Below are 26783 nucleotides of genomic sequence, written 5' to 3'. Positions count from 1 at the left end.
CCCACGCACCGTGTCAGGGCTGGCACTTCTGCGACCCCCGGTCCTCGGTGAGATCCCACGTCTGCCAGACACCGTCCCCGTTCCTCTTCAGGCCGAGGTTGTAGAAGACGTAGCTGTTGGGCGTGGTCTTGGTGCCCTGCAGCTTGTTCGTCTCGCGGTTCTTGAGGTCAGCCTTGCTCTCGTCGACGCAGTACGTCAGAGCCGCCGACTTCTTGTCGAACACTGTCACTTGGCGGTCGAAGTAACGCAGGGTACCGGCCCAGCTGGTCTTCTTGGCGATGGCGCCCTTCGCGTACTGGTAGATGCCCACCAGCGCGTTGTCCGTGTAGTAGAAGCCCATCCCCGACTTCTTCATGTCCCCGTAGGCCATGGCCTGCCACACCGTGCTGACGGTTCTCTCGTTGTCCGCCAGGATCGCGTCCTTGACGGCGTCGCCCGTCTGCTGCCCTTCGAAGACCAGCTTCATATCCGAAGGCAGCTTGATCTCAGGCCGGTCGATCCCGTCCGCCGTCGCGGACACCGACGGCGAAGCCGATGGCGAATCGGCCGAATCCGCACCGGCGATCTTGTCGGACGACGCCCCGTCACCTCCCCCCGAGCCGCAGGCGGTCAGCAGCAGGGCCGCGGATGCGGTGAGCGCGGCTGTCACGAGCCGAGCAGGGCGGTTCACTGTGTGCTCCCGTTGAGGTGGGGGGACAACTCAAGCGCACCAACGCTATCGGTGGGCCGAACCGCGACGGCAGCGAGGTCTTCAGCCCAGCCGCTTCGTCAGCAAGTACTCCGTGATGCCCGGTGGATAGTCCGGCACCGCGCACGCCACCTCGTACCCCTGCTTCTCGTAGAAGCGAGGGGCCTGGAAGTCCCATGTCTCCAGGCGGGCCGCGTGGCAGCCGCGCCGGGAGGCGATGTGTTCCGCCTCCGAGAGCAACCGGGCCCCCATGCCCCGGCCCCGGTGGCGTTCGTCGACCCAGAGGTAGGTGACGTGGAGCCAGGACGCCCAGGTGTAGCCGACGAGTCCGCCCGCCAGGGCGTCGTCCGTGTCGTTCACAGCCCACACGTGCAATGGGACGTCCCTTTCGTCCGGTGTTCCGCGCAGGGCACGCAGGACCGGAGAGGCGGCTGTGTTCGTTTCCCGCAGGCGTGTACGGAGCAGATCACGTCGGGCCTTGTCGACTTCTGTCTCAAGACGGAACATGCGGCACACCATAAACGCGCAGGGCAGTCAGTTCTGCAAATAACCTTCCGCTCCGGGCCCCCGGCCGTACTCTGATGAACAGCACCGGTGGGGGCCGGTGCCGATCAGGGGGCGAGACAGCCGGGTACGACACCCGGGGTGGGGGTAGCGGTTCCTGCACGGCGGCGGCCGTGCGGCTGCGGCGACCCGGACGGACTGCTGCGAGGACGGACGGACAGATGCAGCAGATCCGGGCACCCCGGTGTCGTACCCGCGCGGTGCCGTCTTCCGACGATGGGGTATCCCCTGCTCTTCAGGAGCCTGGGGAAGGGGGTTACGTGGTTCGCATCCGAGTCCTGGTCGTCGACGACCATCGCATCTTCGCCGAGTCACTCGCGGCGGCCCTGGCCGCCGAGCCCGATGTCGACGTCTCCGCGGCCGGCAGCGGCCCCGCCGCGCTGCGCAGCCTGGAGCGGGCGGTCGCCGAGGGGCGGCGGTTCGACGTGCTGCTCGTCGACGCCGATCTGGGCGGCAAGGTGCCGGGCGCCCGCCCGGCCGTACCCGTGCAGGAGGGCAACGAGGATGGGCTCGTCGACGGGATCTCCCTCGTCACGGGCGTGCGGTCCGCGCAGCCGAACGTACGGATCGTCGTGCTCGCCGAGAAGGACGACCCGCGGCGGGCCGCGCTGGCCCTGCAGGCCGGGGCCTGCGGGTGGGTCGCCAAGGACTGCTCGCTGTCCCGGCTGCTCACCGTCATCCGGGGCGTGCTGCGGGACGAGACGCATCTGCCGCCGGCCCTGCTGACCGGCGTGCTGCGGGAACTGACCGCCGCGCGCAAGCACCGCACCGAGAGCGAGCGGCTCGTCGAGTCCCTCACTCCGCGTGAGCGGGAAGTGCTGCGGTGCATGGTGGCGGGCCTGGGGCGCAAGGCTGTCGCCGAGCGCCTCTATCTGTCGCCGCACACAGTGCGTACGCACATGCAGAACGTGCTGGGCAAGCTGGGGGTGCATTCCACGCTCGCCGCCGTCGCCCTCGCCCGACGTGCCGGGGTCGGGCCCGTCGACCTAGCCGGGGATGTTGTCGAACGGGGCGGTCAGCTGGCGTAGCAGCCCCGCCAGTTCGCCGCGCTGGGCCCGGGTGAGCTCCGCGAGGATCGCGCGCTCCTGGTCCAGTAGACCCGCCAGGGCCTGGTCCGCGCGGTCCCGGCCCTCGGCCGTCAGCCGGACCAGGACGCCTCGGCGGTCGCTGGGGTCGGGGAGGCGTTCCACCAGGCCCTTCTTCGCCAGGCGGTCGATGCGGTTCGTCATCGTGCCCGAGGTGACCAGGGTCTGGGTGAGGAGCTGTCCCGGCGAGAGCTGGTACGGCGTGCCCGCGCGGCGCAGCGCCGTCAGGACGTCGAACTCCCAAGGCTCCAGGCCGTGCTCCGAGAAGGCCAGCCGGCGTGCCCGGTCCAGATGCCGGGCCAGTCTGCTCACGCGACTGAGCACCTCGAGCGGTTCGACGTCGAGGTCCGGGCGCTCCCGGCGCCATGCTGCGACCAGCCGGTCGACCTCGTCCTCCATGGCGATCAGTGTAGTGGTTGTGTCGACGTAGAGTCTCTTGATGTCCATTTTCTTGACGTCGAGATAAATGTGCTGTCACGCTGTGTGTGCGTCCCTTACGGTCATCACGGACACCAGGAGGACCCATGCCCGCAGCCGCCCCCACCTGGGACCCCGCCCAGTACCTCCGTCACGCCGGCCACCGCGCCCGACCCTTCACCGACCTCCTCGCCCGCGTCCCCGACCTGCCCGGCGACCCTGCCCGCATCGCCGACCTCGGCTGCGGCCCCGGCAACGTCACCGCGCTGCTCGCCGTCCGCTGGCCCACAGCCCGGATCACCGGCTACGACAACTCGCCCGAGATGCTCGACAAGGCCCATGTCGAACACGAGGGGCCCACCCCGGGCGGCGGCCGTCTCGACTTCGCCCACGCCGACGCCCGTACGTGGACGCCGGGCGAGCCCTGCGACCTGATCGTCAGCAACGCCACGCTCCAGTGGGTGCCGGGGCACCTCGACCGGTTCGCCGACTGGGTGGCCGCGCTGAAACCCGCCGGGACCTTCGCCTTCCAGGTGCCCGGGAACTTCGACGCCCCCAGCCACCGGCTTATGCGCGAACTCGCGCACGCGCCGCGCTGGCGCGACCGGCTCGCCGGCACCCTGCGCCACGCCGACGCCGTCCACACCCCCGAGGCCTACCTGGAGCGGCTCACCTCGCTCGGCTGCGCCGCCGACGTGTGGGAGACGACGTACATCCATCTGCTCCAGGGCGAGGACCCCGTGCTCGACTGGGTGAAGGGGACCGGACTGCGGCCCGTGCTGACCGCCCTCGCCGACGACCCCGAGGCACGGGACGGCTTCGTCGACGAGTACCGGGCCGCCCTGCGCGAGGCCTATCCGACCGGTTCGCACGGCACCCCGTTTCCGTTCCGCCGGGTGTTCGCGGTGGCCCGGAAACGGGGGTGAGTAGTGGTCAGGTCGTGCGGCCCAGGTGGGTGACGAGAATGCGGATCACTTCGTCGTCGATGACGTACATGACGCGGTAGTCGCCGACGCGGAGGCGGCGGATGTCGAGGCCGTAAGGGACCGAACCCGCCGGACGAGGGTCATCGGCGAGCTTGTCGATGGTGTCCAGGACCAGGGCGAGGCCGGTCGGATCCGCCTTCAGGAACCGCGCCGCGGCGTCGAGGGCGTGCGGCTCGAAGATGATTTCGTAGGTCACTTCTTCTCGAGCCCCAGCCGCCTGCGTACCTCGTCCATGGGGATGCCCGGACCAAGCGTGCCCTCCGCCTTGCGTCGCTGATAGTCCGCGACGGCGAGGGCGTCTTCGAGATCCTCTATCACCTGCGGAGACACAAGCAGCGCGGCCACATGGCCGTGGTCGGTGATGGCGATGGTCTCGCGGCTGTGGGCCGCGCGCCGGACCAGGTCGCCGAGCTGGGAACGGGCCGCGCTGATCGTGATCTCAGTCATGACGTCATGGTGCCACAAGGTTAACCTTGTGGGCACTGGTTTCAGCTCTTGCGGCGCCCTATCAGGTGCGGCTTGGCCTCCAGTCCGTCCAGTCCGTGCCACGCGAGGTTCACCAGGTGCGCGGCCACCTCGGCCTTCTTCGGCTTGCGTACGTCCAGCCACCACTGGCCGGTCAGGGCGACCATCCCGACCAGGGCCTGGGCGTACAGCGGGGCCAGCTTGGGGTCGAAGCCGCGGCTCTTGAACTCGCGGCCCAGGATGTCCTCCACCTGGGTGGCGATGTCCGAGATGAGCGAGGCGAAGGAACCCGTCGACTGGGGGATGGGGGAGTCACGGACCAGGATGCGGAAACCGTCCGTGTACTCCTCGATGTAGTCCAGCAGGGCGAAGGCGGCCTGTTCGCACAGTTCGCGGGGGTGACCGGCCGTGAGAGAGCTGGTCACCATGTCCAGCAGGCGGCGCATCTCGCGGTCCACGACCACCGCGTACAGCCCCTCCTTGCCGCCGAAGTGCTCGTACACCACCGGCTTGGAGACCCCGGCCTTCGCCGCGATCTCCTCCACCGACGTGCCCTCGAAACCCTTCGCGGCGAAGAGCGTGCGACCGATCTCCAGCAGCTGCTGGCGGCGCTCGGCACCGGTCATCCGGGTGCGACGCGCTCGCCGCGGCTTGTCGTTGCTGGGGGTGCTGCTCGAGTCGGTCGCCACAGCGACCATCATGCCGCCTTGACGGGCTCCTTCCCGCGCGGGGAGCCGCCTTCCCCGGTGTTACGGCGCGAATCGATACGCGAGCGTGACGGCCAGCGCACGTCGTACGCCCAGCCGAGCATCTCGAACCAGCGGATCAGCCGGGCGGAGGAGTCCAGCTGGCCGCGCATCACACCGTGCCGCGCGGAGGTGGGGTCGGCGTGGTGCAGGTTGTGCCAGGACTCGCCGCAGGACAGGATCGCCAGCCACCACACGTTGCCCGAGCGGTCACGCGACTTGAAGGGGCGCTTGCCCACCGCGTGGCAGATCGAGTTGATCGACCACGTCACGTGGTGCAGCAGGGCCACCCGGACGAGCGAACCCCAGAAGAACGCCGTGAACGCGCCCCACCAGGACATCGTGACCAGCCCGCCGATCAGCGCCGGGAGGGTCAGGGACACGACCGTCCACAGGACGAACTGGCGGGAGATCGCGCGGAGCGTCTTGTCCTTGATCAGGTCCGGGGCGTACTTCTCCTGCGACGTCTGCTCCTCGTCGAACATCCATCCGATGTGTGCCCACCACAGGCCCTTCATCAGGGCCGGGAGCGTCTCGCCGAACCGCCACGGCGAGTGCGGATCGCCCTCCGCGTCGGAGAACTTGTGGTGCTTGCGGTGATCGGCCACCCAGCGGACCAGCGGACCCTCGACCGCCATGGAACCGGCGATCGCCAGCGCGATCTTCAGCGGCCGCTTGGCCTTGAAGGAACCGTGGGTGAAGTGACGGTGGAAACCGATCGTGATGCCGTGGCATCCCAGGTAGTAGAAGAACACCAGCAGACCGAGGTCCAGCCAGCTCACACCCCAGCCCCAGGCCAGCGGCACCGCCGCCAGCAGCGCGAGGAACGGGACGGTGATGAAGAGGAGGAGGGCGATCTGCTCGATGGACCGCTTCTGCTCGCCGCCCAGCGTGGCGGGAGGAGCCTGGTCGGTTGCCTGACCGGACGCCTTCGGGGCGTTTTCGATCACGTCGGAACTACTGGTCATACGCGTCCCCTGGGGGGTATGTGGATGAGAGGAGGGTGCCGGAGCACGGGAACCCCGCAGTGCTTCCTACGGTTCCGTAACCTACGGCTTCGTAAGTATGGCAGCGCGCCGCCCGGCGGCAAGAGCCCGAGAGCCTGCGCGTCCCGGCCGACACCTATCCTGGAGTCGGTCGGACAGCGCGGTCCGCTCTGATTTCTTCCCGGATGTCCGGCCCGTATGCGGCGCCCGCCGCGCGAGACGCCGTCCGGGTACCCCCTCCCAGACGAGCTTCAACACTGCAAGGAGCCGCACCTGTGAGCAGTGCCGACGACCAGACCACGACCACGAGCAGTGAGCTGCGTGCCGACATCCGCCGACTGGGTGACCTCCTCGGAGAGACGCTCGTCCGGCAGGAGGGTCCCGAGCTCCTGGAGCTCGTCGAAAAGGTCCGCCGCCTGACCCGTGAGGACGGCGAGGCCGCCGCCGAGCTGCTGCGCGGCACCGAACTCGACACCGCGGCCAAGCTGGTCCGCGCGTTCTCCACCTACTTCCACCTGGCCAACGTCACCGAGCAGGTACACCGCGGCCGCGAGCTGCGCGCCCGGCGCGCCGCCGAGGGCGGACTGCTCGCCCGTACGGCCGACCGGCTCAAGGACGCCGACCCCGAGCACCTGCGCGAGACGGTCCGCAACCTCAACGTCCGCCCCGTGTTCACGGCCCACCCGACCGAGGCCGCACGCCGGTCGGTCCTGAACAAGCTCCGGCGCGTCGCCGCCCTCCTGGAGACCCCGGTCATCGAGTCGGACCGGCGCCGCCTCGACATCCGCCTGGCCGAGAACATCGACCTCGTCTGGCAGACCGACGAACTGCGCGTCGTGCGCCCCGAGCCCGCCGACGAGGCCCGCAACGCCATCTACTACCTCGACGAACTGCACGCCGGCGCCGTCGGCGACGTCCTGGAGGACCTCACCGCCGAGCTGGAGCGCGCCGGCGTCACGCTCCCCGACGACACCCGCCCCCTCACCTTCGGCACCTGGATCGGCGGCGACCGCGACGGCAACCCCAACGTCACCCCCCAGGTCACCTGGGACGTCCTCATCCTCCAGCACGAGCACGGCATCAACGACGCGCTGGAGACGATCGACGAACTCCGCGGCTTCCTCTCCAACTCCATCCGCTACGCCGGCGCCACCGAGGAACTGCTGACCTCCCTCCAGGCCGACCTGGAGAACCTCCCCGAGATCAGCCCCCGCTACAAGCGCCTCAACGCCGAGGAGCCCTACCGGCTCAAGGCCACCTGCATCCGGCAGAAGCTGGAGAACACCAAGCAGCGCCTCGCCAAGGGCACCTCGCACGTGCCCGGACGCGACTACCTCGGCACCGGCGAGCTGATCAGCGACCTGCGGATCATCCAGACCTCCCTGCGCGAGCACCGCGGCGGCCTCTTCGCCGACGGCCGCCTCGCCCGCACCATCCGCACCCTGGCCGCCTTCGGCCTCCAGCTCGCCACCATGGACGTACGCGAACACGCCGACGCCCACCACCACGCCCTCGGCCAGCTGTTCGACCGGCTCGGTGAGGAGTCCTGGCGGTACGCGGACATGCCCCGCGACTACCGCGCCAAGCTCCTCGCGAAGGAGCTCAGGTCCCGCCGGCCCCTCGCCCCCACCCCGGCACCCGTCGACGCGCCCGGCGAGAAGACCCTCGGCGTCTTCCAGACCGTCAAGCGGGCCCTGGAGGTCTTCGGACCCGAGGTCATCGAGTCCTACATCATCTCCATGTGCCAGGGCGCCGACGACGTCTTCGCCGCCGCCGTCCTCGCCCGCGAGGCCGGCCTGATCGACCTGCACGCCGGCTGGGCCAAGATCGGCATCGTGCCGCTGCTGGAGACCACCGACGAGCTCAAGGCCGCCGACACCATCCTGGAGGACATGCTCTCCGACCCGTCCTACCGGCGCCTCGTCGCGCTGCGGGGCGACGTCCAGGAGGTCATGCTCGGCTACTCCGACTCCTCCAAGTTCGGCGGCATCACCACCAGCCAGTGGGAGATCCACCGCGCCCAGCGCCGCCTGCGCGACGTCGCCCACCGCTACGGCGTCCGCCTGCGCCTCTTCCACGGCCGCGGCGGCACCGTCGGCCGCGGTGGCGGCCCCACCCACGACGCCATCCTCGCCCAGCCCTGGGGCACCCTGGAGGGCGAGATCAAGGTGACCGAGCAGGGCGAGGTCATCTCCGACAAGTACCTCATCCCGTCCCTGGCCCGGGAGAACCTGGAGCTCACGGTCGCGGCCACCCTCCAGGCCTCCGCCCTGCACACCGCCCCCCGCCAGTCCACCGAGGCCCTCGCCCGCTGGGACGCCGCCATGGACGTCGTCTCCGACGCCGCCCACGCCGCCTACCGCCGCCTCGTCGAGGACCCCGACCTGCCGACGTACTTCCTCGCGTCGACGCCGGTGGACCAGCTCGCCGACCTGCACCTGGGCTCCCGGCCCTCCCGCCGCCCCGGCTCCGGCGTCTCGCTCGACGGTCTGCGCGCCATCCCGTGGGTCTTCGGCTGGACCCAGTCCCGGCAGATCGTGCCCGGCTGGTTCGGCGTCGGCTCCGGCCTCAAGGCCCTGCGCGAAGCCGGCCTCGACACCGTCCTCGACGAGATGCACCAGCAGTGGCACTTCTTCCGCAACTTCATCTCCAACGTCGAGATGACCCTGGCCAAGACCGACCTGCGGATCGCCCAGCACTACGTCGACACCCTCGTCCCCGACGAGCTCAAGCACGTCTTCGACACCATCAAGGCCGAACACGAACTGACCGTCGCCGAGGTCCTCCGCGTCACCGGTGAGAACGAACTGCTGGACGCCGAACCCGTCCTCAAGCAGACCTTCGCCATCCGCGACGCCTACCTCGACCCCATCTCCTACCTCCAGGTCGCCCTGCTCAAGCGGCAGCGCGACGCGGCGGCCGCGGGCGAAACCCCCGACCCGCTGCTCGCCCGCGCCCTGCTCCTCACCGTCAACGGCGTGGCGGCGGGCCTGCGCAACACCGGCTGAGCCGCTCCCCGGACACGACCGTGCCCCCGAGCCAGTACAGGCTCGGGGGCACGGTCGCGTTCCGCGTCAGCCGCGGCCGAGCTTCCGGCGACGCAGCACCAGGAACCCACCGCCCGCGACCAGCACCGCCGCCACACCCGACAGCAGACCCACCGGCGCCCCGTTGCCCGTCTCGGCGAGATCACCGTCGGCACCGCCCTGCGGCGACGGCGACGAGGAGGCGGGCGCACTCCCGCCGGCCGGCGAACCCGGGGACGCCGACGTGCCCGGCTCCGCCGACGGCGCCTCGGACGCCCCGGCCGAGGGCGTCGGCGAAGCCGTCCCGGACGGCGTCGAACCGCCCGGCTCCTGCTCGTCCTCGCAGTCAGTCCAGAACACCTTGTGCTTGGCGGCACCCTTCTCGCCGTCGAAGTTCCAGAACAGCTTGTAGTGCCCGTCGGGCAGCGACAGGTCCTCCGTACGGCCGTGGCCCTGGTCGTCCAGCGTGAGCGCGCCGGACTTCACCGTCTCCCCCTTGTTCTCGCTCGGGGGGATCGCGTTGATGTGCCAGTCGACCTCCTGGACGCCGTCGAAACCGAAGGCGTCCAGGTAGAACGTGCACACATGCGGCTCGTTGCGGCGCAGCTCCTCGCCCGTCGAGGCGTCGTGGATCTTGACCGTGCCGTTGTCACCAGGAGGGGTCGCGTGGGCGGCCGGAGCGAGCAGGAGGACCGCGGAAGCGGCGGCGCCGACAGCACCGGCGCGCATGAGGGTTCGCATCGAGGTTCGTCCATCTTCGTGAAGTGACCGGGAAGATGTGGAGGGGGCGGCTCAGCTTCCAGCCTCGCCAAGGGCCCGTCAAGCACGAAAGCACAACGCACGTCCCCCCACAGAAGGGGAGAACGCCGGAACCCCTCAGACAGTCACTCAGACGGTCACTCAGGCAGTCACTCAGTCAGACACTCAGACGGTCACGAAAGCCGCCGTCAGCAACGCCACGCCCGACAACGCCATCACCCACGCCGCCCGCGTACGCAGCAGACCGCCCGCCACCACCACCGACGCCAGCAACAGCGCACCACCCAGCGGAATCCACGCGTACAGCACCCCGGCCGGACCCGAGCGCACCGCGTCATCGCTGCCGGGCTTCATGACCACCGTGTAGGTCCGGCCCTTCTGCACCGCGACCGACTTCTCCAGAACCACCTTCGACCGCGGCTGCGAACCCTCCGACAGCGGCGCATACCGGCCCGTGCACGTCTCCGGCCCGCACCGCACCACATCCACCGTGCCGCGCTCCCGGCCCTTCGTCAGCATCACGTGCTGCGCCGTACCCCACGACGCCCACACACCCGCGATCAGGATCAGCGCCGCGACCGTACCCATCGCCGCGAACCGACCGAACCTCAGCACGGCATGGGTGCTCTGACGAGTGGCGACGGCAGAGGCAGGCATGGCCGGGATCATTGGCCATACCCGCACGGCCGGTCAACTCCCGCGGGCGACAAGTCAGGAGTTGTACGTGCTTTGCGCCCGCTCCAGCCCCTCGATCACCAGACACTCCACCGCGTCCGCCGCCCGGTCCACGAAGTAGTCCAGCTCCTTGCGCTCCGCCGACGAGAAGTCCCGCAGCACGAAGTCCGCCACCGGCATCCGCCCCGGCGGCCGGCCGATCCCGAACCGCACCCGGTGATAATCCGCCCCGAACGCCTTCGTCATCGACTTCAACCCGTTGTGCCCGTTGTCCCCGCCGCCCAGCTTCAACCGCAACGTCCCGTAATCGATGTCCAACTCGTCATGAATCGCCACCACATGGGCCACCGGCACCTTGTAGAAATCCCGCAGCGCGTTCACCGGCCCGCCCGACAGATTCATGTACGACATCGGCTTCGCCAGAATCACCCGCCGGCTCATCGGCCCCGGCGGCCCGATCCGCCCCTCGACGACCTGCGCCTGCGCCTTCCCGGCCCGCTTGAACCTCCCCCCAACCCGGTCCGCCAGCAGATCGGCCACCATGAAACCCACGTTGTGCCGGTTCCCCGCATACTCCGGCCCCGGATTGCCCAGCCCCACGATCAGCCACGGAGCGGCCGCATCGGTCGTCACGTCCATGTCTCCTTCATACGCGTCGGCCGCTGCCCCGCACGGGAACAGCGGCCGACGAAACGACGACGAAGAGGATCAGGCCTCGGCGGTCTCGCCCTCGGCCGACTCCTCGCCCTCCGGGGCCTCCTCGGCCTGCGCGGCCAGCACCTGCAGGACGACGGTGTCCCCGTCGACGTCCAGCGTCGTGCCCTTCGGCAGCGGGATGTCCTTGGCGAGGACGGAGTCACCGGCCGTCAGACCCTCGACGGAGACCGTCACGGACTCCGGGATGTGCGTCGCCTCGGCCACCACCGGCAGCGCGTTCAGCACGTGCTCCAGCAGGTTGCCGCCCGGGGCCAGCTCACCCTCGGTGTGCACGTAGATCTCGACGTTGACCTGCTCGCCACGCTTCACCAGCTGCAGGTCCACGTGCTCCAGGAAACCCTTCAGCGGGTCACGCTGCACGGCCTTCGGAATCGCCAGCTCGTTCTGCTTGCCGTCGATGTCCAGCGCGATCAGCACGTTCGGCGTACGCAGCGCCATCAGCAGGTCGTGACCCGGCAGGGTCAGGTGCAGCGGGTCCGAACCGTGCCCGTACAGGACACCCGGAACCTTGTCTTCACGACGGATACGGCGCGCGGCACCCTTGCCGAACTCGGTGCGCGTCGCGGCGGAGATCTTCACCTCGGACATACTCACTCCTCGAAGTCAGAAACGGACGTGGTCACCCGGCCACGAACGGCCTGCTACGAAGAGCGCGTCGATAACGGACAGCCGCACAAGCTTCCAGAAGAAGCGGTACGGCCTCCCTCGCCGAGCAACTTCAGCAGTCTACTCGGCGAGGGAGGCCGCACCCAAAACGATCTACAGCAGCCCGACCAGGGGCTCCTACTGCTCGTCGAACAGGCTCGTCACCGAACCGTCCTCGAACACCTCACGCACCGCACTCGCGATCGTCGGCGCGATCGACAGCACCGAGATCTTGTCCAGGTCCGCACTCAGCTCACCCGGCGTCGGCAGCGTGTTCGTGAACACGAACTCACTCACCCGCGAGTTCTTCAGCCGGTCCGCCGCCGGACCCGACAGCACACCGTGCGTCGCCGTCACGATCACGTCCTCCGCACCGTGCGCGAACAGCGCGTCCGCCGCGGCACAGATCGTCCCGCCCGTGTCGATCATGTCGTCCACCAGGACACACACGCGACCCTTCACCTCACCCACGACCTCGTGGACGGTGACCTGGTTCGCCACGTCCTTGTCCCGGCGCTTGTGCACGATCGCCAGCGGCGCACCCAGCCGGTCGCACCAGCGGTCCGCGACCCGCACCCGGCCCGCGTCCGGAGACACCACCGTCAGCTTCTCCCGGTCCACCTTCCGGCCCACGTAGTCCGCCAGCAGCGGCAGCGCGAACAGATGGTCCACCGGACCGTCGAAGAAGCCCTGGATCTGGTCCGTGTGCAGATCCACGGTCAGCAGCCGGTCCGCACCCGCGGTCTTCATCATGTCCGCGATCAGACGCGCCGAAATCGGTTCACGTCCCCGGTGCTTCTTGTCCTGCCGCGCGTAACCGTAGAACGGCACGATGACGGTGATGGAGCGGGCCGACGCGCGCTTCAGCGCATCGATCATGATCAACTGCTCCATGATCCACTTGTTGATCGGAGCCGTATGGCTCTGGATCAGGAAGCAGTCGGCACCACGTGCCGACTCCTGATAACGCACATAGATCTCGCCGTTCGCGAAGTCGAAGGCCTTCGTCGGGACAACCCCGACACCCAACTGCTGGGCGACCTCCTCGGCAAGCTCGGGGTGGGCGCGGCCGGAGAAGAACATCAACTTCTTCTCGCCGGTCGTCTTGATCCCGGTCACAGCACTGTCTCCTCAGAGGTGTCGCAGCTGGGGTTTCGAGAGACCTCTCAGCCGGCTTGCGAGAGGCCGTCTCAGCTGATGGGGGTGCGGGTATGCACTTATCACCGTACGCCGTGTTTGAGGCACCGGTTTCCGGTCACCCCTCCTCGGCCGACCCCCGGGAAGCCGCCTCGGCCGCCTTCGCGGCCGCGCTCCCCGGACGCTTCCGAGCCACCCAACCCTCGATATTCCGCTGCTGACCACGGGCCACGGCCAGCGAACCGGGCGGCACATCCTTGGTGATCACGGACCCCGCAGCGGTGTACGCGCCGTCCCCGACCGTGACAGGCGCCACAAACATGTTGTCCGAGCCGGTACGGCAATGCGAACCGACGGTCGTGTGATGCTTCTCCTGACCGTCGTAGTTCACGAACACGCTCGCGGCACCGATGTTGGAGTACTCACCGATCGTCGCGTCACCGACATACGAGAGATGGGGCACCTTCGTCCCCTCCCCGATCGACGCGTTCTTCGTCTCGACGTACGTCCCGATCTTGCCCCTGGTGCCGAGCCGCGTCCCCGGACGCAGATACGCGAACGGCCCGACCGACGCCTCCGGCCCCACCTCCGCACCCACGGCAACGGTGTTGTCGACACGCGCACCGGCACCGACACGGGTATCGGTCAGCCGGCAGTTGGGCCCGACCTCCGCGCCCTCCCCGAGATGGGTCGACCCGTGCAGCTGCGTGCCCGGGTGCACCACGGCGTCCTGCTCGAACGTCACCGTGACGTCGATCCACGTGCTCGCCGGGTCGATCACCGTCACACCGGACAGCATGGCCTCGGTGAGCAGCCGGTCGTTGAGAATGCGACGGGCCTCCGACAACTGCACACGGTTGTTGATGCCGGCGATCTCACGGTGGTCACCCGCCACGGACGCCCCGACCCGGTGCCCGGCCTCACGCAGGATCCCCAGGACGTCCGTCAGGTACTCCTCGCCCTGACTGTTGTCCGTCCGCACCCTCTTCAGCGCGTCGGCCAGCAGCTGCCCGTCGAACGCGAACACACCCGAGTTGATCTCCCGGATCGACCGCTGCGCGTCGGTGGCGTCCTTGTGCTCCACGATCGCCGTCACGGCACCCGAGTCGTCCCGCACGATCCGGCCGTAGCCGGTCGCGTCCGGCACCTCGGCGGTCAGCACGGTGACCGCGTTGCCGTCCTCAGTGTGAGTCGCGGAGAGGGCCCGCAGCGTCTCGCCGGTGAGCAGGGGGGTGTCCCCGCACACGACGACGACCGTCCCGTCGACGGACCCGCCGAGCGCCTCCAGCCCCATCCGTACGGCGTGCCCCGTGCCGTTCTGCTCCGCCTGTACCGCCGTGCGGACGTCCGGGGCGATCTCGCCGAGATGGGCGGTGACCTTCTCACGGGCGTGGCCGACCACGACGACCAGGTTCTCGGGGTGCAGCTCGCCGGCGGCGGCGAGCACGTGTCCCACGAGACTGCGGCCGCAGAGCTCGTGCAGGACCTTGGGTGTGGCCGACTTCATACGGGTGCCCTCACCCGCTGCGAGAACGACGACGGCTGCCGGGCGGTTGGCGCTCACGGGATGCCCTTCGGCTGTGGATGGGGTGGGGTGACATCCGCAGGATACCGGGGGGTTTTGTGGGGGACATGGGCGCGGGCCCTGACGTGACTGTCAGGGCCCGCATCTACCGGGGCTCCCGGGGGAGGACTCGAACCCCCATAAGTGACACCAAAAGACACCGTCTTGCCCTTAGACGACCCGGGATCGCCCTTATGTCCGGTTCGAATGATCGCCCGGAAGGACAGCTCCTACTATGCCGTACCACCAGCCCTCGATGCGACGGTACAACTCGGTTCCCTGGGAAACGCGGATCACGAGACAGCCCCTATAGTCCTCGCCCACGTTCTTGCGAACGGTCTTCGGGTTGTGCTTCTTGATCGTCGTCTTTTGGAAGGTGGAGACGTCGACGCCCACCGTGTTGGCCCAGAAGCGCTCGGCACCCTCGATGTCTGCCGTCGCGTGGATCATGACGCGGTACCGCAGGCGGTCACGCTCGACGCCCAGCAAGTTCAGCCAGGCGAGGTAGAGCTGGATCACTCCGGGGTCGCTGTTCACGAAGAGGACGTTCTCTCGTCGTGCGTAGGGCTTGTCCTTCGCGCCCTCGGCCCAATAGAGGGCCACGCCGGCCATGAACAGGTCGCGCGCTGACAGCTCGCCGATCTCCTGCGCCGCAGCCCTCTTGGTCCGTTGCCGCTCCTCGTCCCGAACTGCCAGTTCGCGCTCCCAGCGCTTCTGTGCTGCCAGCTTCGCTTGTTCCGCGGGGTCGCGACGCTCCGGCTTCGGGAGATCCCGTACCCACAGCGAGATCGAACTCTTCGAGCAACCCAGCTCCATCTGGATCTGGTCGTACGTCCAGCCCTGGAGGCGGAGCTCCCTCGCCCTCTCGCGGAGGTCGTCCTTCGCGTTCGGGCGCTTCGTCCATTCCGGCGGCGGCTCGCCCTCCAGCAGGCGGTTGAGGATGTCGTTGTTGTCGACGTGCAGTCGGTCGCGGATCTGGCGTCGGCTCAGCCCTGCTCGGCGCAGCGCCACTGCCCGTTCCCGCAGTCCCTCGAAGTCGGTGTATTTGCCGGTGGCATGTGTCATACGCATACCGTCCGGGCGGAATGGAGGGCTCCGGGGTCGAACGGTGTGCGATTCAGCAGTTCGAGGGATTTCGGGCCGTATCGCAGCCGAACGGTCACGGAGTGTGGTGTAGGCCAGTCCGGGAAACTCGCCGGAAAACCGGCGGGGGCCGCCCGTAGGCTGGAGGCATGACCGCGACGGGGGAAGACCATGTGACGGCCCGGGGAGGGCCGTGGTGGTGGGCCAGGCGGCGTAGTGCCGTGTTCGATGTGAGTCTGGCGGTGGTGTCCGCGCTGGAGTGCGGGCTGGAGGGGGTCCCGTTCGCCAGGGACGCGGGGGTCCCGGTGGCCGCGGGGGTCGTTTTCGGCCTGCTGGCCGGGTCCGTGCTGCTCGTGCGGCGGCGCTGGCCGATCGCCGTCGTCCTGGTCTCGATCGCCATCACGCCCGCCCAGATGGGTTTCCTGATGGGCGTCGTCGGCCTCTACACCCTGGCCGCGGCCGAGCTGCCCCGGCGGATCATCGGCTCGCTGGCGGGAATGTCGCTGGTGGGGACGCTCATCGTGACGTTCGTGAAGACGCGGCAGGACATGGTGCGGGGCGATCTGGACCTGGGGCACTGGTTCGTGCCCTTCGCGGCGATCACGATGTCGCTGGGCTTCACGGCGCCCCCGGTGCTGCTCGGTCTGTACGTGGGGGCCCGCCGCCGGCTGATGGAGAGCCTGCGGGAGCGGGCGGACAGTCTGGAGCGGGAGCTTCAGCTGCTCGCGGAGCGGGCGGAGGAGCGGGCCGAGTGGGCCCGGAACGAGGAGCGGACGCGGATCGCCCGGGAGATGCACGACGTCGTCGCGCACCGGGTGAGCCTGATGGTCGTGCATGCCGCCGCGCTTCAGGCCGTGGCGCGGAAGGATCCCGAGAAGGCCGTCAGGAACGCCGCGCTCGTGGGGGACATGGGGCGGCAGGCGCTGACCGAGTTGCGGGAGATGCTGGGTGTGCTGCGCAGCGGTGGGGATGCGCGGCGTGAGCGTGCCGCCTCGGTGCCGCTGGCGGCGGTGGGGGTGGCTGCCGCGGCGGCGGCTTCGCGGGCCGCCGATGACGAGGGGCCGTGTCTGGCGGAGATCGAGGAGCTGGTCGGGCAGTCGGCCGCCGCGGGGATGGTGGTCGATCTGACGGTGGAGGGGGATGCCCGGTCGTATGCGCCGGAGGTGGAGCAGACGGCGTACCGGGTGGTGCAGGAGGCGTTGACGAACGTCCACAAGCACGCGGCCGGGGCGAAGACGTATGTGCGGCTGGCGCATCGGGTGTCGGAGATCGCGATGCAGGTGGAGAACGAGCCGCCCGAGGCGGCGGCGTCGTCGGCGCGGTTGCCGTCCGGGGGGAACGGGCTGGTGGGGATGAAGGAGCGGGTTGCCGCGCTGGGCGGGGTGTTCGTGTCCGGGCCGACGGACGCGGGGGGTTTTCGGGTGTCCGCGGTGATTCCGGCGTCGTAGTCCCCGCGGTTGGGGGGTTGGTGGCTGTCTCCTGTCGCTCTGGTCAGCCCGTTGTCAGGCGGGTCGGTTCCGTGCCGGCGATGAGGGTGGACAGGGCTTGGTCGATGCCGGGGCCGAGGTACCAGTCGCCGGTGTGGTCGAGGGTGTAGACGCGGCCTTCGGTGTCGATGGCGAGGAGGGCCTGGCTGTCGGTTTCGGCGCCGAGGGGGCAGACCTCGGTGCCGAGGGCGCGGCCGAGGTCGCCGAGGGTGCGGGCCATGTGGAGGCCGTGCAGCGGGTCGAGGTGGAGGGTGGCGGGGGCGACCTGGCGGCCGGGGCCGGTGGGGGTGATGTGGAGTCCGCCGAATTCGGCCCAGGCTTCGACGGCCGCGGGGAAGACGGTGTGGCGGTGGCCGGCGGGTGAGACGTGGTCGCGCAGGGCGTCCGCCCAGATCTCGGCCTGTTTGATGTCCCAGCGTCCGGGTTGCCAGCCGGCGGCGCGCAGGGCGGCGTCGACTTGTACGGCGAAGCGGGTGGTGGACGTGCGGTCGGTGTGCATCTGCCCTTCGTCTCGTCGAGGTCATGGGTGGCGTGCGGGGGGTGCCGTGGTGCGGTGTGGTGCTTTCGGTGTGCGTGGGGGTGTGGGCGCGTCAGCCGGTCGTGGCGGCCGGGTCGACTATGCGTACGCCGAAGTGGGCGCTGAGCGCGGTGCAGGCGCGGCAGGGGGTGGCGAAGCTGCCGTGGAGGGGGTCGCCGTCCTCGCGGATGCGGCGGGCGGTGAGTTTGGCCTGCTTGAGGGCTTTGCGGGCCTCGCCGTTGGTCATGGGTTTGCGGGCGGCGCGTTTGCTGCGGGCGGCGTCGGCGGCGGCGATGTGGCGGGAGATGAGGATGGTCTCGGCGCAGCGGCCGGTGAAGCGGTCGCGCTGGGCGCTGGTGAGGGTGTCCAGGAAGTCCTGGACGAGGGGGTGCAGGGCGGGGGGTGTGTCGCCGCGGGCGGCGGTGCCGGTGAGGGTGGCGCCGCGGACGGAGAGGGCGGCGGCGACGGTGGGGAGGATGCCGTCGCGGCGGTGGTGGAGGACGGGGGCGTGGGTCGCTTCGGTGGCGCTCCAGCCGATGCGGGGGTCGCCGCCTCGCGGGTCGCCGTTTCGCGGGTCGGCTGACCTGCCGGTGTGTGGTCCCGTCTGTGTCGCGTTCATGATCGTATTCCCCTCCGTGCATCCCCCCGGGGGTCACAGACTGCCAAATGGCGTGGCTGCTGCGGAAGCTGGGGCGCGGTGACACGCCCGTACCGGGGCGTGCCGTCACGGTGGGGTGACGGCTGGTCACGGATGGGGAGGGGCCGCCGACCGGTGCCGGTGACCGGTGTCGTCGTACCGCATAGGCTGTCGGCACCGCGGGCGATGCGGTGATCCGTTCGGAGATCGATGCAGTGAACCGGAGGGTGATCCGTGAGGTGGGCGCGTGCGGTGACGTGCATCGAGGTGCACAGCAGTTGAGACAGAAGACGTGACAGTCGATACGGGCCGTAGTGCGCCAGAGGTGGTGAATACGGGTCGTACAGAGTGCCGCAGGGGGCAACCGCCATGACGACAGGTCGGCTCGGGCAGCAAGCCGCGCCGCCGAACGCGGCCTACGCCGGGCAGGTCGTGCATTTCCCGGATCCGGTCCGGGCGGCGCGTCACCCGAGAGGGGTACGGGTCGACGAGGGTGGTTACCCCGACTTCTCGCCTTACGCGCGTGCGGCCGCGGAGATCGCGGAGCCGCCGGAGGGGTTCGGCGTCGACGAGTTGCGGCTGACGGACTACGTGTCGGCGAACATGGCGCTGGCGGCGTCCGGGCACGAGCTGTGGGACACGGTGCCGGCGGTGGCGACGCCGCACGGCTGGACGTGGCACCACGCGGTGGGCACGCGGCGGCTGGAGCTGGTCCCGGTCGAGGTGAAGGCGTTGCTGCGGCACCACGGCGGTGTGGCGACGTCGGGTGTCGACCAGTCCAAGCGGGGCACGCGGCCGTTGCAGGAGACGCGTCCGGCGCACTTCGGGCTGCCGAAGTCGGGCGTGGCGGTGACGGAGTCGCAGGTGCAGGGGGCCGAGGAGGACCTCGGCTACCGGCTGCCGGGGCCGTACCGGTCGTTCCTGAAGGCGGCGGGGGGCTGTGCGCCGGTGGGTGCCGCGCTGGACGCGGAGCTGGGGCTGCTGATCGACCAGCCGTTCTTCACGGTGCGGGACGAGGCGGCCGTCAACGACCTGGTGTACGTCAACAAGTGTCTGCGTGACCATCTGACCAAGGACTACCTGTGTGTCGGGTTCGTCCAGGGCGGGCTGCTGGCCGTGAAGGTGAAGGGCGAGCGGATCGGTTCGGTGTGGTTCTGCGCGTACGACGACGCCCGGGACGTGGATCCGTCGCTGCCGCCGGCGGAGCGGGTGGAGCGGCTGTTGCTGCCGTGCGGGGACGACTTCGACGTCTTCCTGTCGCGGCTGGCCGGTAATCCGCCGGAGTTGGAGACGGTGGCGAATCTGATGGTGGACGGCGGGTTCGCGCGTGTGGTGCCGGTGGGTGCGGTGTCGTCCTCGGCCGTGGGGGAGTGACTTCAGCGATGGTGACCTTCGCGCAGGCGCAGGAGCGCGCGGAAGAGTGGATCAACGGGGACGTGCCGTCGTACCAGCATCGTGAGGTGCGGGTGCGGGAGTTCGACCTCGGGTTCGTGGTGTGGGCCGAGGACCGGGCGGACGGGCCGCGGTCGGACGGTGGTGCGCAGCGGCTGGTGATCGCGCGGGACAGCGGTGAGGCGACGCTGTGGCCCGGGCTGCCGGTGGGTGAGGTGATCCGCCGGTACGAGGAGGAGTACGGCCGTTCGGACATGGCGGAGGAGCCGGCTCCGGCTCCCGCGGCCCGGGTGGATCTGAACCAGACGTCCTTCCTGCTGACTCCGCCGGAGTGGTTGCAGGACGCGGCGGACAAGCTGGGGATTCCGGATCGGCGGGGGGCGGGTACGCAGGCGGGTGCGGGTGCCGCGTCGGCTTCTGCCGGTGCTGGTGGTTCCGTTTCCGGTGCCGCGTGGCCTGCTGCCGTGGGGAGCGACTCGGGGAGTGACTCCGGGGCGGGATCGGCGACAGGTGCGCCGGGTGCGCCTGCCGGGGCTACGCCCTGGGCCGGTACGGACACCAACGGCGATGCCGGTGACGACCGTTCCGTACCGCTGCCCGCGACGGTCTTCGCGCCGCCGCTGAGCGAGACTGACGCCGACACGCCGCCTCCGCCGACGCCCGACGCCAAGACGACGCTGATGTCGGGCGGCAGCGGGCTTCCGCCGACGGCGGTGTCACCGGCGATCGACGATCCGCACGCGCGGGGGGCTGCGGGGGCGGGTGCTGCTCCGGCTCCCGGTGCTGCTCCGGCTCCGGGTGTGCCGGGTACGCCGCCCGGTGGTGTGCCGCAGCCGCCGGCCGGGCCGGGCGCGCCCGAGCGGCCGCTCGCGCCGAACGCCGGGGACATCGCGGACGCCGCGACCAGCAAGGCGACTCCGCCGCCGGGTCGTGGACGGGGGCCGACGACGCCGCCTCCGCCGGGCGCCCCCGGGATGCCGGGTGCGCGGCCGGGCGGTACGCCTGCGCCGTCGGGGCCCGGGGCGCCGGGTACTCCGGCGGGTGGTTACGTGCCTACGCAGCTTGTGTCGGCGCTCGGGCCGGAGGGGCCCGGGGGGCCTGGAAGCCCGGGCGGCGAGGGCGCGGGTGCGCCGTTGCCTCCCCAGCAGCCGCCTGGTCCTCCCGGTGCGCCGAACCCGCCTGGTGCGCCGAATCCGCCTGGTGCGCCGAACCAGCCGGGTGCGCCGCGACCTCCGGGCGCTCCGAATCCGCCCGGCGCTCCCGGTGGTACGCCTCCTGGTGGTGTCCACCATGCCGCGACGATGCTCGCCGATCCCGGCCGGGTGGGCCCGGGGGCACCGCAGCCTCCGGGACCTCCGGCTCCTCCGGCTCCTCCGGGCGCACCTGGTGCGCCGGGAAACCCCCAGCCTCCCGGCGCCCCGGGTGTTCCCGGCGGCCCGGGTCCCGTGCACCACGCGGAGACCATGCTGGCCACGCCTCCGGCGGGCGGCCCCGGCGTGCCTCCGCCGCCGCAGGCCCCGGGCGCACCACCCGCTGCCCCGGGTGCCCAGGGCGCTCCTGGCGGACCCGGTGCGCCGCCGATGCCGCCGCCCGGCGCCATGCCGGGTGCGATGCCGCCCGGTGGGATGGCCCCGGGTGGGATGCCCCCGGGTGGGATGCCGCCCGGCGCGATGCCGCCGCCCGGTCAGCCCGCCCCCGGTCAGCCTCCGGCGTACGGCTATCCGCAGCAGCCCACCGGGCAGCCGACGGTCGGCCCCGGCTACCAGGCCGTGCTGCGCTACCGCGCGCAGGACGGTTCCGAGCAGCAACTGATCCGGCGTTCGGCGCCGGGTACGCCGCACCCGGAGTGGCAGATCTTCCACGAGCTGCGGGCCATGAACGTGCCGCCGGACCAGGTGCTGGAGCTCCACACCGAGCTGGAGTCGTGCGAGCTGCCGGGTGCGTACTGCGCGCGGATGATCCGGGAGCAGTGGCCGCAGGCGCGGATCACGAGCATCGCGCCGTACGGTACGGACCACGCGAGCCGGCAGCAGGGTATGCAGCAACTGCTGGCCCACCAGGGCGAGTTGCACCAGGTCGCGGACGGTCCGGCGCGTCCGGCCCCGGTGCGGGCGCCGTTGCCGCCGGTGCAGGCGGTGCCGCCGATTCCGCCGGAGGGCATCGCGCAGGAGCTGGGTGCGGCGTTCGGGCCGGGGGTGTTCCGGTTCGAGCAGGCCGCCGTGTCCCGGCAGGGCGTGCCGCCGGTCGTGGCGCACACGCTGGTGGCAGCGGGCCTGCCGATGGACATGGGCCCCTTCTTCTGGGCGCAGGCGCAGCCGGGCCGGCCCGTGCCGACGCTGGCGGAGCTGGCGGCCGAGCGCGGTGTGCAGCCGGCCCCGGACGCGGGCTCCTACCTGGTGATGGGCAGCGACTTCGGCAAGGCGATCTGCGTGCAGTACGGCACGGCGAACATCGTCGCGGTGCCGGTGGAGGCGGGGCCGGGCGGGGCACCCGTGCCGCCGCAGTTCGTGAACACCGGGCTGCCGGAGTTCGCGCGCTGCCTGGCGCTGCTCGGGCGGATGTGGCGGCTCAGGTTCGGTCTGAACCAGGAGCAGGCGGGCCGCTGGACCGTCGACTTCCAGGCGCAGCTGGCCGCGCTCGACCCGGCGGCTCTCGGGTCGCCGGAGAGCTGGTGGTCGGTGCTGCTGGAGCAGATGTGGGACGGGCTGCTGTGACGCGCCGCCGCTGACGTGTCCTGAGGAGCCGGGTCCGGGTCGGTCGTGAGGCCGCCGGGCCCGGCTTTTTCGTGCCGGGCTGTCACATCTTCCTTCGCCGTTCCGTCAGTGCGGTGACAGCGATTCACCGCCGACGCAGGAGGCAGAGATCATGCAGGCACGGATGACCAACCCGGCGTACGTCCTTCCCGGTGCGATGAAGGGCATCGGCACCCTCTTCCAGGCGATCGGCGAGGGGGGCCTCCGGCAGGACGTGGCGGAGATCGTCGGGCTGCGGGCCAGTCAGATCAACGGCTGCGGTGCGTGTGTGCACGGGCACACCGCCAACCTGCGCAAGGCGGGGGTGAGCGAGGAGCGCATCGGGGCCGTCGCGGCCTGGCGGCACGCGCCGTTCTTCTCGGACGCCGAGCGCGCCGCGCTGAAGCTGACGGAGGCGATGACGCGGCTCTCGGATCTGTCGGAGGAGTCGGTTCCGGACGCGCTGTGGGACGAGGTGGCCGACCACTTCGACGAGAAGGAGCTCTCGGCGCTGATCCTCACCGTCTCGGTCACGAACATGTTCAACCGCATCAACACGACCATCAAGGAGCCCGCGGGCACCACATGGGGCTGACGGCCGTACGGCCGGGCCGGGGCCCGGGGCCTCTGTGCGGAGTGTCGTGTTAGGAGCGCTTCCGTCTGATCCACCAAGATGTGCGCGAATCATCCCGTTTCGTGCTCGATCGCGCGTCGGCGTGGTGGAGAGGGGCCCCAGCATGAGCAGCGCATCGGCGTCCCCGCACGGCTTCCAGGCCGTGCGGGGACGTGGTTACCGTCCCGAGCAGGTCGACGAGTACGCCGAGGCCCTCTCCGACGACCGTGACGCGGCCTGGGAGAGGGCCGCCCGGCTGACGGTGCTCGCCCGGCAGATGGACGCGGAACTGGAGCGGCTGCGGGAGGCCGTCGCGCGGCTGGTCCCGCAGAACTACGAGTCGCTCGGGGAGCGGGCGCGGCGGCTCTTCGAACTCGGCCAGGAGGAAGCGGCGGCCGTGCGGGAGGGGGCGCGGCGGGAGGCGCGGGACCTTGTGGACGAGGCGTGCGCGTCCGCGGCCGGCGTGCGCGAGTCCGCGCAGGCGTACGCCGATGGCGTACGCGCCGACGGCGACGAACGTGCCCGGCAGCGGTTGCTCGCGGCGCGCGCCGAGGCCGACGAGATCCGGGGCGCGGCCGGCCGTGAGGCGAAGGAGCAGCGGGGCGAGGCGCTGGCCGCGTTGCGGGAGATGCGGCGGCGCACTTCCGGGACGGCGGCCGAACAGGCCAAGGAACACGCCGAGCGGTGGGCTGAGTCGGACGAGGAGGAGGCCGCCCGGGCGGCCGCGCTCGATGCCCGCCACGCGGAAGCGGTGACCCGCGCCGAGGAGGCGCTGACCGAGGCGGAGCAGGCCTTCGCCGACGCCGACGACTCCGCCCGGCACCGGCAGGAAGAGGCAGCCGCGCGCGCCGCCGAGCTGCTCGCCGAGGCCCGCGCCCAAGCGGAGTCCGTGGAACAGGAGACACAGCGAGTGCTGCGCGAGAACGCCGAGCGCGCGGACGACGTGCGGGCACACATCGACCGCGTACACGCCAGCCTGACTGCGTGGGCGGGGAGGGCGACGGCGGAGTGACACCGGCCGTCGCTTCCGCGCGACGTCGGCGGGGCGATGTCGGCCGACGGTCGACGGGTGCGTGCGGGGGCAGCCGTCGGCCGTCGGCCGGCTCCGTGTCAGCGGTTCCTGCGTACCGCGCCTGCCAGGATCCAGCCCTCCACCGCCTCGTACTCGTGGCGTTGTTCCTCCGACTTGCGGCGGCCGGAGGCCAGCGTGCCCAGCCAGCCGCAGGCGAAGCCCAGGGGGATGGAGAGCAGGCCCGTGGTGGTGAACGGGAACCAGTTGAAGTCGGCGTCGGGGAAGGCGGAGACGGGCGAGCCGGAGACCAGGTTGGTGCCCGGCATCAGCAGCAGGACCGCCAGGGAGCCGCCGATGAGGGTGCTGAGCAGGCCCGTACGGGTGTAGCGGCGCCAGAAGAGGCTGTAGACCAGCGCGGGCGCGATGGCCGAGGCGCCCAGGCAGAAGGACAGCGTCACCAGGGGCTGCAGGCTGCGATGCTGGACGAGCGTGGCCAGGAGGATCGCAGGGATGCCCACTGCCAGTGCGGAGAGGCGGGCCAGCGTCATCTCGCGGCGGGGTGACATCTCCCGCACCCGCGCCGCGAACACGTCGTGCGCGAGGGAGTTGGCGCAGGCGAGGATCATCCCGGCGACCGAGGCGAGCAGCGTGAGGAAGACGGCCGTGGTGACGGTCGTGAACAGGAAGGTCTCCGCCGACGACACGTCCGCGCCGAACGCCGCCTGCGAACCCAGCAGATACGCCGTGTTGCCCTGCGGGTCGACCTGGGCGATCACCGCCCGGCCGACCAGCGCGGTCGCGCCGAAGCCGACGACCGTGATGATCAGCACGAACAACGCCACGCCCGACACCGCCCAGGACATCGAACGCCGCACCTGCCGGGCACTGGAGGCGGTGTACATGCGCATGGTGACGTGCGGCAGTACGCCACCGCCGAGGACGACCGTCAGCTGCGCGGTGATCATGTCCAGGTCGGGGCTCGGACCGCTCGCGAACTGCAGGCCCGAGGAGAGGAACGCCGAGCCCACACCGCTCTTCGCGGCGGCCGCGTCGAACAGGGCCCCCGGGTCCCAGTCGAACCGGTTGAGGATCAGCACCGCGACCACCATGCCGGAGCCGAGCAGCATCACGATCTTCAGGATCTGGATGAGGGCGGTGCCCTTCATCCCGCCGATCGCCGCGTAACTGATCATCAGCGCGCCCACGCCGATGATGCAGCCCGTCTGCAACGACTCGCCGGAGAAGCCGAGGACGAACGCCATCAGCTGCCCGGTCCCCGCCAGCTGCACGACCATCAGCGGCACCAGCGCCGCCAGGGTCACCGCGCAGGCCGTCATCCGGACGCCGCGTCCCGGCATACGGCGGGTCAGCGCGTCGCCCATGGTGAACCGGCCCGCGTTGCGCAGCGGTTCGGCCAGCAGGAACATCAGCAGCATCAGGGACAGCGCCGTACTGAGGGCCAGTACGGTCCCGTCGTAGCCGAACAGGGCGATCACACCGCCCGTGCCGAGGACGGTCGCGGCGGAGATGTAGTCGCCGGCGATCGCCAGGCCGTTGCGCATGGGGGACAGGGAGCTGTAGCCGGTGTAGAACTCGTCGAGGTCGTCCCGGTCCGGGCCCGTCATCACGCACAGCAGGAGCGTGATCGTGGCCACCGCCGTGAAGCCCACGAGCGACATCGACTGGGCGTTGCCGCTGAATTCGGTGGTCACCGCGTCGCCTCCCGCTTGGCGTCCAGTTCGGCCTGCTTGCGGATCCGGTCCGCGATCGGGTCGACGCGGCGGCGGGCCGTCTGCTCGTACAGGACGATCGCCAGCCAGGTCACAGGGACCTGGACGAGCGCGAGCAGCAGACCGGTGGGCAGGCCGTCGGTGACGGTGCTCGTCATGAACGACGGTGCGAACGCCGACAGGATCAGGAACAGGACGAAGTAGCCGAGCGCGGTGAGCGTGGCCACGCGCCGCTGCCAGCGGTAGGCGCTGCGCAGCACCCGCAGGTCGCTGTGGTGCCCGAGCGCGGTGTGGCGCTGAGGGCGCCGCCCGGCCGGTTCGGGCGGCTGGGGCGGCTGCTGCGGCACCCAGGGGTAGGTGTCGTAGGAGGGCGAGGATTCCGGCGGGCGGTACGGGTAGGACGGTGGCGGCGGGTCGTAGGACATCCCGGTGCTCCTTGCGCGGGTCGGTTCCGGTGCGGCGGACCGCAGGGAGGTTGGGGGGCGGGCGGCCACGCACGTTACTTCGGAGTACCCGGATGCGCGAGGGTTTGGGCAAACTGATCGGTCGGTACGCGCTTACCTTTTTGACCTCGGGTGTTACCGGCGTTAACTCTCGTTCGCCGACGGTGCCGGTGGCGCGAAGTCCAAGTTCCGCCGCACGAAGCGGACTCCGGGGCGGCCGTCCACGGTGGTGTCCTCGACGCGTGTGAAGCCGTTGCGGGCCAGGACCGTCATGGAGGCCCGGTTGTCCAGATGGGTGACCGCGGTGAGGGAGGTCAGCCCGTAGTCGGAGGCGGCGAGGCGGCACACCTGGGCGACGGCCGCCGTCGCCACGCCCCGGCCCGCGGCCCGTTCGCCCACCCGGTAGCCGAGTTCGGCGCAGCCGTCCGCCAAGTCGAGCAGGTTGACCCGGCCGACCAGGTTCCCCTCCTCGTCCAGGACGACATGGAAGCGGCACACGCCCGCGTGCTGCTCCGCGAGGAGCGCCCGGAGGCGTTCGGCGAACCCCTCCGCCGTGAAGAAGGCGTCCCCGCGGTCCGGCACCGTGCGGGCGAAGTACGCCCGGTTCTCCCGCTCGAAGGCCAGCAGGGCGTCCGCGTGATCGGCCCGGAGCCGTTCCAAGGTCAGCATGGGCGGGA

27 protein-coding genes and 1 tRNA gene are annotated in these 26783 nt (G+C 70.7%); 8 read left to right on the top strand and 20 right to left on the bottom strand.

The annotated features are described in order from the left end of the window. Positions 1–13 precede the first annotated feature (13 nt). Positions 14–670, bottom strand: a complete 657-nt coding sequence (locus ACH4G3_RS29470) for a hypothetical protein (protein ID WP_397627350.1) — start codon at positions 668–670, stop codon at positions 14–16. An 81-nt stretch (positions 671–751) separates the two neighbouring features. Continuing rightward, positions 752–1207, bottom strand: coding sequence for a GNAT family N-acetyltransferase (locus ACH4G3_RS29465; protein WP_397627349.1), 456 nt, complete (start codon positions 1205–1207; stop codon positions 752–754). A 305-nt stretch (positions 1208–1512) separates the two neighbouring features. On the opposite strand from ACH4G3_RS29465, the gene ACH4G3_RS29460 reads away from it, so the two are divergent. Then, positions 1513–2280: a LuxR C-terminal-related transcriptional regulator gene (locus tag ACH4G3_RS29460; RefSeq protein WP_381041345.1), complete on the top strand. Its 768-nt coding sequence runs from the start codon at positions 1513–1515 to the stop codon at positions 2278–2280. Here the strand turns inward: ACH4G3_RS29460 and tamR are convergent. Further along, the gene (gene tamR, locus ACH4G3_RS29455; protein ID WP_010035221.1) at positions 2239–2736 is read right to left on the bottom strand and encodes a MarR family transcriptional regulator TamR; all 498 of its coding nucleotides are present in this window, start codon (positions 2734–2736) and stop codon (positions 2239–2241) included. The two genes, ACH4G3_RS29460 and tamR, sit on opposite strands and share 42 nt — an antisense overlap. Before the next feature lie 125 nt (positions 2737–2861). On the opposite strand from tamR, the gene ACH4G3_RS29450 reads away from it, so the two are divergent. Next, positions 2862–3680, top strand: a complete 819-nt coding sequence (locus ACH4G3_RS29450) for a trans-aconitate 2-methyltransferase (protein WP_397627348.1) — start codon at positions 2862–2864, stop codon at positions 3678–3680. Positions 3681–3687: 7 nt separating this feature from the next. Here ACH4G3_RS29450 and ACH4G3_RS29445 read toward each other — a convergent pair whose 3' ends face one another. From ACH4G3_RS29445 to ACH4G3_RS29430, 4 genes are read right to left on the bottom strand one after another with little or no spacing between them, the layout of a single operon-like run. Continuing rightward, positions 3688–3936: a type II toxin-antitoxin system RelE family toxin gene (locus tag ACH4G3_RS29445; protein WP_397627347.1), complete on the bottom strand. Its 249-nt coding sequence runs from the start codon at positions 3934–3936 to the stop codon at positions 3688–3690. Beyond that, complete coding sequence (locus ACH4G3_RS29440) at positions 3933–4187, bottom strand: type II toxin-antitoxin system Phd/YefM family antitoxin (protein WP_397627346.1); 255 nt, start codon at positions 4185–4187, stop codon at positions 3933–3935. Before ACH4G3_RS29440 ends, ACH4G3_RS29445 begins: the two co-directional genes overlap by 4 nt. 41 nt (positions 4188–4228) lie before the next feature. After that, positions 4229–4906: a TetR family transcriptional regulator gene (locus tag ACH4G3_RS29435; RefSeq protein WP_356028461.1), complete on the bottom strand. Its 678-nt coding sequence runs from the start codon at positions 4904–4906 to the stop codon at positions 4229–4231. Next, positions 4903–5919 carry an acyl-CoA desaturase gene (locus tag ACH4G3_RS29430; protein WP_397627345.1) on the bottom strand — a complete coding sequence of 339 codons (1017 nt, stop codon included), beginning with the start codon at positions 5917–5919 and terminating at the stop codon, positions 4903–4905. Before ACH4G3_RS29430 ends, ACH4G3_RS29435 begins: the two co-directional genes overlap by 4 nt. Before the next feature lie 293 nt (positions 5920–6212). On the opposite strand from ACH4G3_RS29430, the gene ppc reads away from it, so the two are divergent. Further along, complete coding sequence (gene ppc, locus ACH4G3_RS29425) at positions 6213–8945, top strand: phosphoenolpyruvate carboxylase (RefSeq protein WP_397627344.1); 2733 nt, start codon at positions 6213–6215, stop codon at positions 8943–8945. A 66-nt stretch (positions 8946–9011) separates the two neighbouring features. On the opposite strand, the gene ACH4G3_RS29420 is transcribed toward ppc, so the two are convergent. From ACH4G3_RS29420 to ACH4G3_RS29385, 8 genes are all read right to left on the bottom strand, one after another. Then, positions 9012–9704 (bottom strand): LPXTG cell wall anchor domain-containing protein, encoded by a 693-nt coding sequence (locus tag ACH4G3_RS29420; protein ID WP_397627343.1) that lies wholly within the window; start codon positions 9702–9704, stop codon positions 9012–9014. Positions 9705–9887: 183 nt separating this feature from the next. Beyond that, entirely contained in the window at positions 9888–10391 is a 504-nt protein-coding gene (locus tag ACH4G3_RS29415; protein WP_397627342.1) for a hypothetical protein, read from the bottom strand. Between the two features lie 42 nt (positions 10392–10433). Further along, entirely contained in the window at positions 10434–11036 is a 603-nt protein-coding gene (gene pth / locus ACH4G3_RS29410) for an aminoacyl-tRNA hydrolase (protein ID WP_397627341.1), read from the bottom strand. Between the two features lie 69 nt (positions 11037–11105). Next, positions 11106–11702 (bottom strand): 50S ribosomal protein L25/general stress protein Ctc, encoded by a 597-nt coding sequence (locus tag ACH4G3_RS29405; RefSeq protein WP_397627340.1) that lies wholly within the window; start codon positions 11700–11702, stop codon positions 11106–11108. A 195-nt stretch (positions 11703–11897) separates the two neighbouring features. Then, a complete protein-coding gene (locus ACH4G3_RS29400; RefSeq protein WP_020271633.1) occupies positions 11898–12878 on the bottom strand; it encodes a ribose-phosphate diphosphokinase in 981 nt (326 codons plus the stop codon). 136 nt (positions 12879–13014) lie between these two features. Continuing rightward, entirely contained in the window at positions 13015–14460 is a 1446-nt protein-coding gene (gene glmU, locus ACH4G3_RS29395; protein ID WP_397627339.1) for a bifunctional UDP-N-acetylglucosamine diphosphorylase/glucosamine-1-phosphate N-acetyltransferase GlmU, read from the bottom strand. Positions 14461–14575: 115 nt separating this feature from the next. Continuing rightward, positions 14576–14646: transfer RNA gene (locus tag ACH4G3_RS29390), tRNA-Gln, on the bottom strand. A gap of 6 nt (positions 14647–14652) precedes the next feature. Continuing rightward, positions 14653–15525 carry a hypothetical protein gene (locus tag ACH4G3_RS29385; protein ID WP_397627338.1) on the bottom strand — a complete coding sequence of 291 codons (873 nt, stop codon included), beginning with the start codon at positions 15523–15525 and terminating at the stop codon, positions 14653–14655. A 167-nt stretch (positions 15526–15692) separates the two neighbouring features. On the opposite strand from ACH4G3_RS29385, the gene ACH4G3_RS29380 reads away from it, so the two are divergent. Further along, the gene (locus ACH4G3_RS29380; RefSeq protein ID WP_397627337.1) at positions 15693–16991 is read left to right on the top strand and encodes a sensor histidine kinase; all 1299 of its coding nucleotides are present in this window, start codon (positions 15693–15695) and stop codon (positions 16989–16991) included. Positions 16992–17034: 43 nt separating this feature from the next. On the opposite strand, the gene ACH4G3_RS29375 is transcribed toward ACH4G3_RS29380, so the two are convergent. Next, positions 17035–17529, bottom strand: coding sequence for an SUKH-3 domain-containing protein (locus tag ACH4G3_RS29375; protein ID WP_397627336.1), 495 nt, complete (start codon positions 17527–17529; stop codon positions 17035–17037). 91 nt (positions 17530–17620) lie between these two features. Continuing rightward, positions 17621–18166 (bottom strand): YwqJ-related putative deaminase, encoded by a 546-nt coding sequence (locus ACH4G3_RS29370; protein WP_397627335.1) that lies wholly within the window; start codon positions 18164–18166, stop codon positions 17621–17623. A gap of 387 nt (positions 18167–18553) precedes the next feature. Here ACH4G3_RS29370 and ACH4G3_RS29365 point away from each other — a divergent pair, with 387 nt between their 5' ends. The 4 genes from ACH4G3_RS29365 (at position 18554) to ACH4G3_RS29350 (ending at position 23933) form a co-directional block, all read left to right on the top strand. Beyond that, complete coding sequence (locus ACH4G3_RS29365) at positions 18554–19558, top strand: SMI1/KNR4 family protein (RefSeq protein ID WP_397627334.1); 1005 nt, start codon at positions 18554–18556, stop codon at positions 19556–19558. Between the two features lie 8 nt (positions 19559–19566). Then, positions 19567–22290 carry an SUKH-4 family immunity protein gene (locus ACH4G3_RS29360; protein WP_397627333.1) on the top strand — a complete coding sequence of 908 codons (2724 nt, stop codon included), beginning with the start codon at positions 19567–19569 and terminating at the stop codon, positions 22288–22290. A 151-nt stretch (positions 22291–22441) separates the two neighbouring features. Beyond that, positions 22442–22903, top strand: a complete 462-nt coding sequence (locus ACH4G3_RS29355; RefSeq protein ID WP_397627332.1) for a carboxymuconolactone decarboxylase family protein — start codon at positions 22442–22444, stop codon at positions 22901–22903. A gap of 142 nt (positions 22904–23045) precedes the next feature. Continuing rightward, positions 23046–23933, top strand: a complete 888-nt coding sequence (locus ACH4G3_RS29350; protein WP_397627331.1) for a cellulose-binding protein — start codon at positions 23046–23048, stop codon at positions 23931–23933. A 98-nt stretch (positions 23934–24031) separates the two neighbouring features. Here ACH4G3_RS29350 and ACH4G3_RS29345 read toward each other — a convergent pair whose 3' ends face one another. The 3 genes from ACH4G3_RS29345 to ACH4G3_RS29335 form a co-directional block, all read right to left on the bottom strand. Further along, a complete protein-coding gene (locus tag ACH4G3_RS29345) occupies positions 24032–25645 on the bottom strand; it encodes a sodium/solute symporter (protein ID WP_397627330.1) in 1614 nt (537 codons plus the stop codon). Further along, on the bottom strand, positions 25642–26088 hold the full coding sequence (locus ACH4G3_RS29340; protein WP_397627329.1) for a DUF485 domain-containing protein: 447 nt from the start codon (positions 26086–26088) through the stop codon (positions 25642–25644). Before ACH4G3_RS29340 ends, ACH4G3_RS29345 begins: the two co-directional genes overlap by 4 nt. Positions 26089–26250: 162 nt before the next feature. Beyond that, positions 26251–26775, bottom strand: coding sequence for a GNAT family N-acetyltransferase (locus ACH4G3_RS29335; RefSeq protein ID WP_397627328.1), 525 nt, complete (start codon positions 26773–26775; stop codon positions 26251–26253). Positions 26776–26783 lie beyond the last annotated feature (8 nt).

The organism is Streptomyces afghaniensis (assembly GCF_044327915.1).
Lineage (GTDB): Bacteria > Actinomycetota > Actinomycetes > Streptomycetales > Streptomycetaceae > Streptomyces > Streptomyces afghaniensis.
Note: the sequence above shows the minus strand (reverse complement) of the source record. Positions and strands in the feature narration are given on the sequence as shown.

Bases quoted from the DNA above. Each gene is read 5' to 3' on its own strand.
- pth (WP_397627341.1), bottom strand. From the start codon at position 11,036: ATGGACGTGACGACCGATGCGGCCGCTCCGTGGCTGATCGTGGGGCTG.
- ACH4G3_RS29450 (WP_397627348.1), top strand. From the start codon at position 2,862: ATGCCCGCAGCCGCCCCCACCTGGGACCCCGCCCAGTACCTCCGTCAC.
- ACH4G3_RS29415 (WP_397627342.1), bottom strand. From the start codon at position 10,391: ATGATCCCGGCCATGCCTGCCTCTGCCGTCGCCACTCGTCAGAGCACC.
- ACH4G3_RS29465 (WP_397627349.1), bottom strand. From the start codon at position 1,207: ATGGTGTGCCGCATGTTCCGTCTTGAGACAGAAGTCGACAAGGCCCGA.
- ACH4G3_RS29440 (WP_397627346.1), bottom strand. From the start codon at position 4,187: ATGACTGAGATCACGATCAGCGCGGCCCGTTCCCAGCTCGGCGACCTG.
- ACH4G3_RS29340 (WP_397627329.1), bottom strand. From the start codon at position 26,088: ATGTCCTACGACCCGCCGCCACCGTCCTACCCGTACCGCCCGCCGGAA.
- ACH4G3_RS29350 (WP_397627331.1), top strand. From the start codon at position 23,046: ATGAGCAGCGCATCGGCGTCCCCGCACGGCTTCCAGGCCGTGCGGGGA.
- ACH4G3_RS29380 (WP_397627337.1), top strand. From the start codon at position 15,693: ATGACCGCGACGGGGGAAGACCATGTGACGGCCCGGGGAGGGCCGTGG.
- ACH4G3_RS29375 (WP_397627336.1), bottom strand. From the start codon at position 17,529: ATGCACACCGACCGCACGTCCACCACCCGCTTCGCCGTACAAGTCGAC.
- ACH4G3_RS29365 (WP_397627334.1), top strand. From the start codon at position 18,554: ATGACGACAGGTCGGCTCGGGCAGCAAGCCGCGCCGCCGAACGCGGCC.
- ACH4G3_RS29430 (WP_397627345.1), bottom strand. From the start codon at position 5,919: ATGACCAGTAGTTCCGACGTGATCGAAAACGCCCCGAAGGCGTCCGGT.
- tamR (WP_010035221.1), bottom strand. From the start codon at position 2,736: ATGGAGGACGAGGTCGACCGGCTGGTCGCAGCATGGCGCCGGGAGCGC.
- ACH4G3_RS29435 (WP_356028461.1), bottom strand. From the start codon at position 4,906: ATGATGGTCGCTGTGGCGACCGACTCGAGCAGCACCCCCAGCAACGAC.
- ACH4G3_RS29405 (WP_397627340.1), bottom strand. From the start codon at position 11,702: ATGTCCGAGGTGAAGATCTCCGCCGCGACGCGCACCGAGTTCGGCAAG.
- ACH4G3_RS29355 (WP_397627332.1), top strand. From the start codon at position 22,442: ATGCAGGCACGGATGACCAACCCGGCGTACGTCCTTCCCGGTGCGATG.
- ACH4G3_RS29360 (WP_397627333.1), top strand. From the start codon at position 19,567: ATGGTGACCTTCGCGCAGGCGCAGGAGCGCGCGGAAGAGTGGATCAAC.
- ACH4G3_RS29385 (WP_397627338.1), bottom strand. From the start codon at position 15,525: ATGACACATGCCACCGGCAAATACACCGACTTCGAGGGACTGCGGGAA.
- ACH4G3_RS29370 (WP_397627335.1), bottom strand. From the start codon at position 18,166: ATGAACGCGACACAGACGGGACCACACACCGGCAGGTCAGCCGACCCG.
- ACH4G3_RS29420 (WP_397627343.1), bottom strand. From the start codon at position 9,704: ATGCGAACCCTCATGCGCGCCGGTGCTGTCGGCGCCGCCGCTTCCGCG.
- ACH4G3_RS29335 (WP_397627328.1), bottom strand. From the start codon at position 26,775: ATGCTGACCTTGGAACGGCTCCGGGCCGATCACGCGGACGCCCTGCTG.